Here is a 12,212-nt window from a genome sequence, read left to right as displayed (position 1 = left end):
AATTGCGGAGCTGCACGTTTGCGGGAATGTTTAACCCACCAGAGGCGATCCTTACTACGGTTGGCACTGTGCTCGTCCCCCCAGGCGGGAAAACCGCATTCCATTGACTGGCATTATTTATCGGACTTTGCTGGGGATTAAATGTCACTGTTGGTGTCCCCGCTGGAAGCCTGGCATTTAACTCCTGACTCCTGACATCGCTATAGCTGGTCACAACCACAGTTTCAGCCGGAATCACTGTCGGCGGAATCAGATTGCTGTATGGATTGTTGGGCGCATTTGCAGTAAACCCTGCCGATACATCCACCGCGTCCTTAACTAAAACCTGCCGCCCGTTGGCATCGCGGATTGGGTTGCCCGCACTATCTCGCTGTACTGGCAGTACGGGCGTGTTATTGAAACTGAAGCCCCTTCGAGCGTAGATGTGCGTGTCGTCCTTGAGATCCAGCGGTTCGCCATCGAGATCCCCTCCCCCATTAAATATTACTCTCCCCTCAGTACGGATATTGAAGTCCTTGATACCCGTCACTCCTATAGCTCTCCGCAAAATCGCCTCCGACACATCCGCCGGGTTCGCATTTGCGTTCGCGATCGCCAGCACCTCACTTTGCACGGGTGCCTGACTGGGCAATTGCCGCGATCTCATCCCCAGATAACTCAAATCCGGCAACAGATTCGATATCTGCCCTAAATCGTAATTCAGACCATTATCCAATCCAATCGTATTTATATCCATATTTAGACACGCCACAAAATGAGGGTACAAAAACCTGTTTTTGCCAGATTATCTCTATCTCTAATCGAATGAACGCCTATGTCATCTTCTTCAATTTTTGCTGCCTGTTATAGCGATCGCGCTGCCATTGAAAAAGAAAGCAATATCGTCCTGGACTGGAATAAAATCGCCCTCGAAGCCATCCGTGTCGATAAAACCGCACCCCCAATCGCCGCTCGCAATCTCGCCATGCAACACGCTGCCATTTTCGATGCCGTCAATGCCATTACCAAAACCGCCACGCCATATCTATCCAATCTCAGCACCCCAGCAGGCACGTCGATGGAGGCAGCAGTGACATCTGCTGCCCATCGCGTCCTAGTCAATCTCTACCCCGGTCAAACTATATCTTTTGATACTGCTCGGCAGAATTCCCTCGACCTCATCCCAGAATCCTTTGCCAAAAGCGATGGCATCAAGCTCGGCGAAACCGTCGCCTCCCAAATTCTTGCCGCTCGTAGCAATGACGGCTCCAAACAACAGATATCCTATGCCCCGCTCGGCGATCCGGGGAAATGGCAACCCACGCCACCCACTTTTCAAGCTGCTTTACTACCGCAGTGGCCGCAGGTCAAACCCTTCGCCATGACTAGCGGCTCGCAGTTTCGCCCTTCGGGCACCCCTGCCCTCACCAGCGCTGAGTACGCCACCGAGTTCAATCAGGTTAAAGATCTAGGTGCCAAAAACAGTCCTTCCCGCACTCCCGAGCAAACCAAAATCGCCCTCTTCTGGTCTGATGGACCCGGTACCTACACTCCACCAGGTCATTGGAACCAGATCGCCGCAGTTGTCGCCGACCGACGCGATCTTCCCTTGCCCGAACAAGCACGTCTATTTGCTCTGCTGAATATGGCTATGGCTGACAGCGCGATCGCGGCCTGGGATGCCAAGTATACTTACAACTCCTGGCGACCGATTACCGCCATCCGTCAAGCCGACCTCGACAATAATCCCGCCACCATCGCCGATCCGACTTGGGACTCCTTAATTGCCACGCCACCTTTCCCGGAATACATCTCAGGGCACAGTACGTTTAGCGGTGCTGCTGATGCTATCCTCTCTAATTTCTTTGGTGACAATGCGAATTTTACCATTGGTTCACTAGGCTTACCTGGGGCGACGCGCTCTTTCCAGAGCTTCAGTCATGCCGCCGATGAAGCTGGTATGAGCCGCATTTATGGCGGCATCCACTTCCTCTCCGCCGATCTCGATGGGCTGGCTGTGGGTCATAGTCTTGGCAATTACGTTTTCGATAACTTCCTTACCAATTTGTCGGTGATTTAATACCAGAAAAACGTGGGGCAGCAATAAATATATAGTGGCGATCGCTGGCAAGCTAGGAATTCCGCCTATAGATTCTGTGCCGATCGTTATTGAGGCGATCGCATCACATCATCTATCTGCGATTGAGAAATCCAGTAATTGTAGGTATTCAGATGTTGAGACGGTGAATGTCCAAGCATTTTGCTGATCACTGGCAAGGGAACTCTATGGGTTACAGTACCTCGAATCGCATAGGCATGGCGCAGGTCGTAAGGGACAAAAGGTACTTTGGCTGCTGCAAAATTGCGACTCATCTGTTCCCCAAAATCCTTGACTTCTGGCAAGGCAATCGCACTTGCATCTAGGCCAAATATCTCCAGCCAGTCCTGAGGTATGGGGTAAATTCTTCTGCCCCCAGTCTTGCCATCAGTGATTTTTAGCACTGGTGGAAACTCAGATAAGTCTAAATAGTGCAATTCATGCGGGCGCAACCCATAGCAAGCCAGTAATTTATAGGCACATTGCCACTGTGGATTTTTGAGCAAGCTTACGGACGCAAGAATCACCTCATCAGTAGGAATAATGCGGGGTTTCTTATCTTGTAAACTGCGCCGTACTTTGTAGGGTTCAAAGTCTACCTGTAAATCTGCAAACTTAGCCAATGTGCTTAAGGACAGAATCGCTAATTCGCGCGATCGCTTAGCAGTAGGCGCGATATCCTGTACAATTTTCACTAACGAATCTGCAGATACAGGTTCATCAGCAGGTATTCGCCTCAAATATTCGTGGTAACTGTTTTTCCAAGTCTTGTCTTTCAAGTCGTGCTTAGTTTTGTACCAAGCACTAAATTCCGCTACAATTTCTCCCCACAATTTAATATTCGATTTATCTACTTTTTCGTGCCTTAGGTAAGGTTCCCAGTTAAATGCACTTGCCAAAAGTAAGCCGCTGACTTCCCGTGCTTTTGCTTCGGCAAACCTGACCGAGAATATGGGATTCAAGCCCCGTCCTTCTAGGACGGCTTTTCCTGGTTCCTGATGTATTCCTTAAGTACTTCCAGCGGCGCACCGCCTACGGCTATCGCGAAATAGCTGGGACTCCAAAGCGCTTCCTTGTGAGGCTTTGGTAATCCAGCTTGGCCATAGCGACGGCTGGATACCCCCTTCAGAGCATTCACAATTTGAGACACAGACAGCTTAGGTGGATACTCAATCAAGGCGTGGACATGATCCCCTTCCCCATTAAATTCAAGAATTTGGAAATCCATTTTCTTGGCAACTTCGTGAAACGACTTCTCAATCAAATCAAGCCCCTTCGCTGTGAACACAGACCGACGATACTTCGTCACACAGACCAAGTGAATCTTAAGGTCTGTAACGCTATGCCGCTCTCTCCGAAATTGGGTTGCCATTTGGTGTAGACCAATCTATAATCAAGTAACAGACCAATTCTAGTATAAGTCATGAAAGCTAGGTATCAATACCGTTTTTACCCGACAGACCAACAACGCCAGAGTCTCGCTCAGGTGTTTGGTTGTGTGCGGGTGGTTTTGGAAATGATGCCTTAGCTATTTGTAAGCAGGCTGAAAAACTGCCCAGCAACAACGACTTGCAAAAGTTGGTCATCACTCAAGCCAAGAAGACAGAGGGTCGGGAATGGCTGGCAACCGTTTCTAATATTCCATTGCAGCAGTCGGTTTTCCGATTTTAGGTGTTTGCCTACAAGAACTTTTTCGACTCGCTCAAGGGCAAGCGGAAAGGCAAAAAAAGTCGGTTCTCCCAAGTTCAAAAAGAAGGCTGGTCGGCAGTCGGCACGATTCAGGATGGGCGGATTTTCCATCAAAGGGGATGCAGTCTACCTTGCCAAGATTGGCGACGTTAAGCCCATCTGGTCAAGAGAATTACCATCAGAGCCTAGCTCTGTCACGGTAATTAAGGATGCTGCAAATCGCTATTTTTTGAGCTTTGTTGTAGAGATTGAGCCTGTTCAAGTTGATGCTAAAAACCACAGCATCGGCATTGATTTGGGCATCAAAACCTTTGCAGCAATGAGCAACGGGGAAATGGTGAAAAGTCCAGACTACTCAAGGCTGGACAAGCGATTGAGACGCAAACAGAAGCAACTTGCCCGTCAGGTAAAAAGCTCTAAACGTCGGGAAAAGACGCGGATTCAAATCGCCAAATTGCATAACAAAATCGCAGATACCCGCAAAGATTTTCTGCATAAATTGTCTACCCGTGTGGTTCACGAAAACCAAGTAATCACGCTGGAAGATTTGAATGTGTCGGGAATGGTCAAAAATCGCAGACTCGCAAGAGCGATTAGTATGCAGGGATGGCGGGAATTTCGGGTGTTGTGTGAGGCAAAGTCGGAGAAGTTGGGTCGCGTCTTCAATGTCATTAACCGTTGGGAGCCAACCTCTCAAATCTGCTCAAATTGCGGCTACAAATGGGGCAAGCTGGATCTCTTGGTTCGGTCTGTTCTCTGCATCAATTGCGGGGCGGAACACGACAGAGACGAGAATGCCGCCAGAAATATAAACAAAGTCGGGATAGGGCATTGCCACGACTCTAAACGGGCACGGATCGACCGTAAGACTACTTCGGTAGCAAGTTGAGATGATGTGTCAAGAATCACCGTGGCTTCAGCCCGGTGAGTATGTCAAACCCTCAAGGGTTGCCCTTAATTCTAAGCTGATGCGTTGCTGATGCCATTTATCCTTATCACTGCAGGGTTTAGGTGGTAACGTTGCCTGTAATGATAGGCGATCTCCACGTTGCACGATGGCAATTTTGAGAGATTTCAGTCGAGCGTTTGCTTCAGCGATCGCCTTACTTATACGCTCCTGATGCTTGGTCAATGTATCTGCCATTTAAGCCTGAGCCTCAATTTTTGGCTTAATTACTGGCTTAATTTTACGGCTAATTTAGGCTAATTGTGTCGAGTTACGTTTGATTTAGGTCAATTGCTATAGTAACGTTGAAACCCCTGGAAGCTAATATTTAAGGGTTACTTGAAGATAAAAAACTCTTAATGCGGAACCCGGGACTTGAACCCGGAAGTCTTTCAACACATGAACCTGAATCATGCGCGTCTACCAATTCCGCCAGTTCCGCCTACTTGTTTAACTCTGCTAGCTCTATGGCTAAGGCACAGCACGATGCTGCGATCTATTACTTTGCGCCATAAAGGTTGTTATGTCAATCATTAATATTAACTAAATTATTTAGGTGCTGCTATACAGGTAATAATAGGATCTACACTATTACCCTAGGAATACAGGAATATAGATCGTATGACACTCCGTTTAGGTGACACAGTACCTGACTTTACCCAAGAATCAACCCACGGCACGATTAATTTCCATGAATGGATCGGCGATTCGTGGGCGATCTTGTTCTCGCACCCCAAAGATTTCACCCCAGTCTGCACCACAGAGTTAGGTGAAGTAGCACGACTAAAGCCAGAATTTGACAAGCGCCAGGTCAAGCCGATCGCTCTGAGCGTTGATGATGTGGAGTCGCATAAAGGCTGGACGGGCGACATTGAGGAAACTCAGAAGGTAACGCTGAACTACCCCATTTTGGCCGATCCAGATCGGAAGGTATCCGATCTTTACGATATGATCCACCCCAATGCGTTGCAAACCCTGACTGTGCGCTCGGTTTTCATTATCGATCCCAACAAAAAGCTGCGGCTGACTCTCACTTATCCTGCCAGCACGGGACGCAACTTTGACGAAATTCTGCGCGTAATTGACTCTTTGCAGCTCACGGATAACTACAGCGTTGCTACTCCCGCTAACTGGAAGGATGGTGACGATTGCGTGATCGTGCCTTCCATTACCGATCCTGAGGAACTCAAGCAAAAGTTCCCCAAGGGATTCAATCCGGTTAAGCCATACCTGCGGATGACTCCTCAGCCTAACAAGTAAGGCTTGTAATACGAGGAAAAAACACCTTGAGTTATACTCAAGGTGTTTTTTCTTTACCGCTATTTAAACTCCCTTCTGAAAAAGTTTTTGAGTGCGGAGGTCAGGAAGCCCTGGTGGTGGAGCTTATCGAGGGGATCGCCCTTCAAACTGCGGTGCAGGTGGAAAGTAAAAGTATTGATAATATGACGGCGACCGTAGTGGATAAGTTCGAACAATCCTTCCGATCGCCCCTGCCAGTAAAAGCGACTGCGAAACCAGTCCATATTTAAGCGATCGCCGCGAATCAGGTGGATTACCTCAGCATCTGGGACGTAAATCACATCGTAGCCAGCTTGCTCGACGCGGTAGCACATTTCAATATCGCCATAGCTCATGAGGGAATTTCCTTTGCGATCGAAACAGTCCAGGAAATAGCCGCATTTACGAAAGGCATCGCGACGGAATGCCATATTTGCGCCGCGCGGATAATCGTTATAGTGGAGCTTTTCGACAGCTTCGCCGCGATCGAAACTGCTGATGTAGAGACTTAAGCGATCGTCAATCCATTCTGGAGGGGGGGAAGTGTATTTCGCGATGACTTTGCTGCCGAGAGCATAGACATTAGCATCGGCATCGAAATATTTGACAATGTTTTGGAGCCAATAGGTCGGCACGATCGCATCGTCATCCAAAAATACAAGAATTTCGCCTTGACTGCGCTCGATGCCACAGTTGCGAGCGTTACATAAGCCCAGCTTTTCCTCGCGTTCGTACCTGATGCGATCGGGGTAACTGGCCTGGTAACTGCGCAACCGTGCTTGATTTTCAGGGTTAGAGAGATTATCTACAATTAATACCTCGCACTCATTCTGTGGAAAATCCAGTGCGATCAGAGAATCTATTGTTTCTGCGATCGCGGGGCCGCGATCTTTTGTGGGCAAAATTACCGATACTTTCACAGTTCCTCGTGCTTCAAACTTAAATTGCAGAAAAGCCAGCGATCATCATATACCACGGGTTCATTACTATACAAAACACAAAATGCTAGGCTTAAACTTAGCAAACGGAGAGTTTGGGGACGGACGATACCACAAGTCACCATTTAGATCTTGGCATGGGCTTTACATTGTTATTGCGGCAACTGCGTCAGTTGCTACAGCCGAAACGTCTGGCTGTGGTGGAGGCTTGCATCATCGGTCTGGTCGCGGCGCTAGCAGCTATTTTACTGAAGTTTGTGGTGGGGTGGCTGGGGGGATGGCGCGTGCAGGTGTCGCATGTGATACCTGCCTGGATTGCGTTACCCGGTGTGGGGTTGCTTGGCGGTTTCGTGGCAGGTTTTTTAGTAGAACGAGTCGCACCCGAAACCTCTGGTAGCGGAGTGCCTCAGGTGAAAGCCGTACTGTCGCTCGTGCCGATCGGTCTCGATTTGCGCGTGGCACTGGTTAAGTTAATTAGCGGAACTTTAGCGATCGGTTCTGGCCTGGTTCTGGGTAGAGAAGGACCTACAATTCAGGTGGGTTCGGCTTTAGCAGCGCAATTAAGTCATTGGTTTCCCACTTCACCCGACTATCGCCGTCAATTGATTGCCGCTGGAGCTAGTGCTGGTCTAGCAGCGGCATTTAATACACCGATTACAGGCGTGTTGTTTGTGGTGGAGGCGTTACTCCAGGATGTCTCTTCTTTTACCCTGGGTACGGGCATTCTCGCCTCTTTTATTGGTGCCGTCGTCTCCCAACAGTTGGGTGGTGATAGCTTGTTCAGCGTGCCCTTGACTGTGTCAAGAGTAAGGTTTGACATTCGCGAAATTCCCCTCTATGTCCTCCTCGGTGTCCTGGCTGGTATTTTCGGTGCCCTTTTTAATCGGGGCATTCTAGCTAGCCTATCGATTAACCGTCGCAGATTGCCGCTCAGCCTCCCTTGGCGCGTAGGTTTAGCAGGTCTGATCTCTGGCGGCGCGATCGCTCTGCTGCCCAATATTTTTCGCGACAGTACGGGCTTGCGCACTCTGGTAATTACGGGTGGGGCAAGTTGGGAATTAACGGCGATCGCTTTCGCGACCCACTTCGTTCTCACGCTGGTTGCCTATGGCTCCGGTGCACCAGGGGGGCTATCAGCGCCGAGTTTGGTACTGGGGTCTTCACTGGGATACCTGGTCGGTTTTTTTGCTAATAGCAGTTTTGGCGTGGGCGAGCCGATTACCTACGCAATGGCTGGCATGAGTGCCTTTTTTAGTGCCGTCGCCAGAACCCCAATTACTGCCGTGACAATCGTGTTTGAACTGACCGCGAGTTTCGATCTGGTGTTGCCGTTGATGGTGGTGGCCTCGATCGCTTACTTCGTTGCAGAGCGCTTGTATAGCGGCTCCATTTACGATCGCCTCCTGGAATGGAACGGCATTCATTTCCCCAAATCTGATTCTGAGGCATCTCCCCTCGCAGATCTGACCGCGCAGGATGTAATGCAGCAACGAGTGGAAACCTTAACCAGTAATATGGTGTTGGAGCAGGCAGTGGATGCATTTGCCCGTTCTAACCATCGTGGCTTTCCCGTGGTTGCCGACGGCCAACTGGTTGGCATTATTACTCAGACTGACCTGAAGGATCTCGATCGCTTAAGGCTCTCCTCTGCTAAGACTGTAGGCGAGATCATGACGGCTCAGCCAATTACCGTTACCCCCCAAGACAAGCTGGCTGACGTTCTCTACCTTTTAAACCGCTACAATCTCAGCCGTCTGCCCGTTACTAACGGGCGCAAATTGGTTGGTATCATCACCCGCAGCGATATTATTCGCGCCGAATCAGATTGCTTAAGTGGTGGCAAACAGGAAATGGGTCCCCGGCCCGATCCGTCCTACGTGGTTTACCAGACCCGCGCTCCTGCTACTGGTAAGGGGCGCATACTCGTGCCGATTCACAATCCCCAAAACGCCACATCTCTTCTGCAAATAGCGGCGGCGATCGCCCACGACCTGCACTACGAAATCGATTGCTTGCATGTCATCCGTGTAAATCGCGATCGCCCTCCCGACGAAGCTCAAGTCAGCACGGTGGCTAGCCGTCGTCTGCTCGGACACGCCCAGCACCTGGGGCGGAATTGGCAGATCCCGATGCATACCCAAATTCGAGTTGCCCACGATCCAGCACAGGCAATTTTGGAAACAATTAAGGAACGTCATATAGATATTACGCTGATGGGTTGGAAGGGGAGTACGTTTACACCAGGGAAGATCTTTGGGGATGTGGTAGATACAATTCTCCGACAAGCTGCCTGTAGCGTTATTTTTGTCAAGCTAGACGATCGAGGCTACGCGAGCGATCGCCGCCATCGCCATATGTATAAGAATCTGGAGAATCCCGTCAATCCTACCAATCCTTACGATCCCAATCCACAAGAGCATGGCGATCGTCATACAAAATTTGGCGAACAATTAAGCGAACAACCTGGCGTTACCTTTCACCGCCATCGCCCCAAACTCAAAATCGATCGCTGGCTGGTACCGATCGCAGGTGGCCCTAACGCTCAGCAAGCGGTGAAGCTATTACCAGGCTTAATATCCCTCAGCCACGCGCCCGAAATCAGGGTGTGTCAGGTATTTCATCCTGCGGATAACCACCACGATACTAGTGCTTTGACAGCAGAGACCCAATTCCTCAGCCGCAAGCTGAGTCGCCGGAATGGCGATTGTGTTGTCTCTAGCTCTGTTTGTGCCAAAACAATTCCCGAGGCAGTGCTGGCTCTAGCTGAAACTTATAAATCTGATGCTATTATTCTAGGTGCCAGCCGTGAAGGTATATTCCAACAAGCCATCAAAGGCAATATCCCCGAGGCGATCGCTATCCATAGTAATTGCACGGTGATCATCGTCAGAGATGCTCTGGGGGAATAAGACTTCCATTATCAATATTCAAAGTATGCATAATCCCTCATTACGTGAAGAACCAAGACATAAACCAGCTCCAACTGTGTCTACTCAACAACAGGTATCCATACTCGATTGGCTGAATTCGACTGGCAGGTTGATTGCTCGCGAGTCGGACACTTACGAATATGAAGATAATATTGAGGAACTACAGGAACTCATGGTTGGAGATGACGGTAGTTATGACGATGACGACGATGACGATATCGCACTAGATGACGACGACGAATAAATGGCAGATACAAGTGCGATGACAAAACGACTGCCCCAACTGTCAGGCGTTGGCGTATCTGCGGCATTGGTAATTGGCATAATCTGTCTGTGTCTGGGCGCAGATACTTTTCTGCACTTCAATGCCAAGATCGCAGTAATGCTACCTATGTCCGTTGGTTTTGTAGGGGTGGCAGTGGCGGGCTATGTAATTTTGCCCATTCTCAGGAAACTCAAAATCGGTCAAGTCATTCGGGAAGATGGGCCGCAGAGTCATCTCAGCAAGACAGGTACTCCCACTATGGGTGGTATTTTTATCGTGCCTGTAGGTGTCGTTCTCGCCATCATCTGGTCGGGATTTAAGCTAGATGTAATTGCGGCTGGTCTGCTAACACTGGCGTTTGGAGCAGTCGGTTGGCTGGATGATTGGCAGATCCTGGTGCAAAAGTCAAACAAAGGTATTGCACCGCGTACCAAGCTGCTCCTATTAGCGATCGCCGCTGTAGCTTTCTGCGTATGGCTGGGATTGACTCACTCTGTGGATGCGATCGCTTTACCGCTGAACCTGAAATTAACGTTGGGGTTCCTATTCTGGCCTCTGGCTATGTTTGTTTTGCTCGGCAGCAGCAATGCCACCAATTTAACTGACGGTATGGATGGTTTGGCAGCAGGAACTGGGGCGATCGCTCTAATTGGCTTAGCACTGTTGTTGGGGGGATCTCATCCCGAACTGAGTACGTTTTGCGCTTGTGTGGGTGGCAGCTATCTGGGATTTCTGTGGCATAACAGCAACCCTGCCAAAGTATTTATGGGAGATACGGGTTCCCTCGCCTTGGGTGGAGCTTTAGCGTCGGTGGCACTGCTGGGCAACATGCTGTGGGGGCTAGCTGTAGTTGGTGTCATCTTCATCTGGGAAACAATTACCGTGATGGCTCAAGTGGGCTACTACAAAGCCACTAAGGACGAAAATGGAGTCGGCAAGCGCCTGTTTAAAATGGCTCCATATCACAATCACTTGGAACTGGCAGGATGGAAGGAAACTCAAGTTGTGGGGATATTCTATCTAGTAGGTCTCCTGCTGGTTGTAGGAGCGATCGCGCTCGGGCAAATCTAATCAATCTAAATCTGTGTGGGAGTAAAAGATGAGAAGAAAGCTTTTTCTGGTAGTGCTGGCAGTAATTACGGCATTTGCCATAGTGGTGTGGAAGCCATTTCACAGCGAACCCGCGATCGCGAAAGATACAATAAGATTTCTCACCGCTCGCAAGGATAGCCTCTACTATAAAGCAGGAAAAGAATTCGCAGAGACATTGAAGGATGCTGGATTTACGTTCGATATTCAGGAATCTCCAGGTTCGTTTAAAAATCTCAAAGATCTGGGCAGAGGTCGTGCCGATCTGGCATTTGCTCAGCAGGACGCATTTGCCCTATTGCGCAATGCTGGGGATCCGAATATCTCCAAACTGGCTAACAACATCAAAGTCTTCGCTCCCCTTACTAAGGAAGTCGTACATATTATCGCTAACTCTGCTTCTGGAATTAACAGCCTGTCGGATTTAGCTGGCAAGACGGTTGGCGTGGGGCCATCAAATTCCGGTACCTACGTGAGTGCGGTTTTACTGTACCAATTGCATAACCTCGATGTAATTCGCGAAGATCTGGTCACAATGGAAGTTAAAGATGCGATCGAGCAGGTTAAAAATGGCAAGCTCGATGCCGCCTTCTATACCGCTGGGGTGGGGGCACCGTTGCTTAAAAATATTGCTGCGGGGGCAAAGCTGAAGCTCGTATCTATCGATGCCAGTTCTTTAGTCGATAGTAAGGGATTTCTGGGCGATAATCCCGAGCTTTTTGCGTCCGAGAAAATTCCTGCTAATACCTATCCCTGGCAAAAGCAGGCAGTAAATGCGATGTCAACTTTCTCGTTTATTTATGCGAATAGATCGCTGGACTCGCAAAAGGTCTATAACCTGGCTAAGGCTGCCTACGGGAAGTCTGCCGCTCTCAAAGCCAAAAATTCTTTTTGGAAATTATTCTCGATCGATGATGCCAGAAGCACAGATTTTGCCAAGCTGGACTACCATCCAGGCGTAAAGAAACTGCTACAAGAAAAGTAGTACAGGTAAGGTTGT

The 12,212-nt window shown here is 49.3% G+C and carries 13 protein-coding genes and 1 tRNA gene; 8 read left to right on the top strand and 6 right to left on the bottom strand.

The window, feature by feature from the left end; all coding sequences use genetic code 11:
* A partial coding sequence (locus PSE6802_RS27700; RefSeq protein ID WP_036945153.1) for a hypothetical protein occupies window positions 1-736 on the bottom strand: 736 nt, incomplete at its 3' end.
* A gap of 78 nt (window positions 737-814) precedes the next feature.
* Here PSE6802_RS27700 and PSE6802_RS27695 point away from each other — a divergent pair.
* The gene (locus tag PSE6802_RS27695; RefSeq protein ID WP_019498841.1) at window positions 815-2,059 is read left to right on the top strand and encodes a vanadium-dependent haloperoxidase; all 1,245 of its coding nucleotides are present in this window, start codon (window positions 815-817) and stop codon (window positions 2,057-2,059) included.
* An 86-nt stretch (window positions 2,060-2,145) separates the two neighbouring features.
* On the opposite strand, the gene PSE6802_RS0104330 is transcribed toward PSE6802_RS27695, so the two are convergent.
* Together PSE6802_RS0104330 and tnpA are read right to left on the bottom strand one after the other, a co-directional pair.
* Entirely contained in the window at window positions 2,146-3,039 is an 894-nt protein-coding gene (locus tag PSE6802_RS0104330) for a site-specific integrase (protein ID WP_019498840.1), read from the bottom strand.
* Window positions 3,040-3,050: 11 nt separating this feature from the next.
* Window positions 3,051-3,449 carry an IS200/IS605 family transposase gene (tnpA, locus tag PSE6802_RS0104325; protein WP_019498839.1) on the bottom strand — a complete coding sequence of 133 codons (399 nt, stop codon included), beginning with the start codon at window positions 3,447-3,449 and terminating at the stop codon, window positions 3,051-3,053.
* Window positions 3,450-3,500: 51 nt separating this feature from the next.
* Between tnpA and PSE6802_RS35730 the strand changes: the two genes are divergently transcribed.
* Both PSE6802_RS35730 and PSE6802_RS27690 read left to right on the top strand, forming a co-directional pair.
* On the top strand, window positions 3,501-3,605 hold the full coding sequence (locus PSE6802_RS35730) for a helix-turn-helix domain-containing protein (RefSeq protein ID WP_263970295.1): 105 nt from the start codon (window positions 3,501-3,503) through the stop codon (window positions 3,603-3,605).
* A 15-nt stretch (window positions 3,606-3,620) separates the two neighbouring features.
* Window positions 3,621-4,655 carry an RNA-guided endonuclease InsQ/TnpB family protein gene (locus PSE6802_RS27690; RefSeq protein ID WP_263970304.1) on the top strand — a complete coding sequence of 345 codons (1,035 nt, stop codon included), beginning with the start codon at window positions 3,621-3,623 and terminating at the stop codon, window positions 4,653-4,655.
* 27 nt (window positions 4,656-4,682) lie between these two features.
* Here the strand turns inward: PSE6802_RS27690 and PSE6802_RS0104315 are convergent, their stop codons facing one another.
* Together PSE6802_RS0104315 and PSE6802_RS0104310 are read right to left on the bottom strand one after the other, a co-directional pair.
* Window positions 4,683-4,910, bottom strand: coding sequence for a hypothetical protein (locus PSE6802_RS0104315; RefSeq protein ID WP_019498838.1), 228 nt, complete (start codon window positions 4,908-4,910; stop codon window positions 4,683-4,685).
* 162 nt (window positions 4,911-5,072) lie between these two features.
* Window positions 5,073-5,154, bottom strand: a tRNA-Leu gene (locus PSE6802_RS0104310).
* Between the two features lie 179 nt (window positions 5,155-5,333).
* Here PSE6802_RS0104310 and PSE6802_RS0104305 point away from each other — a divergent pair.
* Complete coding sequence (locus tag PSE6802_RS0104305; protein ID WP_019498837.1) at window positions 5,334-5,972, top strand: peroxiredoxin; 639 nt, start codon at window positions 5,334-5,336, stop codon at window positions 5,970-5,972.
* Between the two features lie 59 nt (window positions 5,973-6,031).
* On the opposite strand, the gene PSE6802_RS0104300 is transcribed toward PSE6802_RS0104305, so the two are convergent.
* The gene (locus tag PSE6802_RS0104300; RefSeq protein WP_019498836.1) at window positions 6,032-6,910 is read right to left on the bottom strand and encodes a glycosyltransferase family 2 protein; all 879 of its coding nucleotides are present in this window, start codon (window positions 6,908-6,910) and stop codon (window positions 6,032-6,034) included.
* A 155-nt stretch (window positions 6,911-7,065) separates the two neighbouring features.
* Between PSE6802_RS0104300 and PSE6802_RS0104295 the strand changes: the two genes are divergently transcribed.
* The 4 genes from PSE6802_RS0104295 to PSE6802_RS0104280 are packed head-to-tail and all read left to right on the top strand — an operon-like array spanning window position 7,066 to window position 12,197.
* Window positions 7,066-9,837 carry a chloride channel protein gene (locus PSE6802_RS0104295; protein ID WP_026103050.1) on the top strand — a complete coding sequence of 924 codons (2,772 nt, stop codon included), beginning with the start codon at window positions 7,066-7,068 and terminating at the stop codon, window positions 9,835-9,837.
* A 25-nt stretch (window positions 9,838-9,862) separates the two neighbouring features.
* Window positions 9,863-10,102: a DUF3134 domain-containing protein gene (locus PSE6802_RS0104290; protein ID WP_026103049.1), complete on the top strand. Its 240-nt coding sequence runs from the start codon at window positions 9,863-9,865 to the stop codon at window positions 10,100-10,102.
* Entirely contained in the window at window positions 10,103-11,194 is a 1,092-nt protein-coding gene (gene mraY, locus PSE6802_RS0104285; protein WP_019498833.1) for a phospho-N-acetylmuramoyl-pentapeptide-transferase, read from the top strand.
* Between the two features lie 28 nt (window positions 11,195-11,222).
* Window positions 11,223-12,197 (top strand): TAXI family TRAP transporter solute-binding subunit, encoded by a 975-nt coding sequence (locus tag PSE6802_RS0104280; protein WP_019498832.1) that lies wholly within the window; start codon window positions 11,223-11,225, stop codon window positions 12,195-12,197.
* The last annotated feature ends 15 nt before the right edge of the window (window positions 12,198-12,212 follow it).

This window comes from Pseudanabaena sp. PCC 6802 (assembly GCF_000332175.1).
In the GTDB taxonomy this organism is placed as follows: domain Bacteria; phylum Cyanobacteriota; class Cyanobacteriia; order Pseudanabaenales; family Pseudanabaenaceae; genus PCC-6802.
Note: the sequence above shows the minus strand (reverse complement) of the source record. Positions and strands in the feature narration are given on the sequence as shown.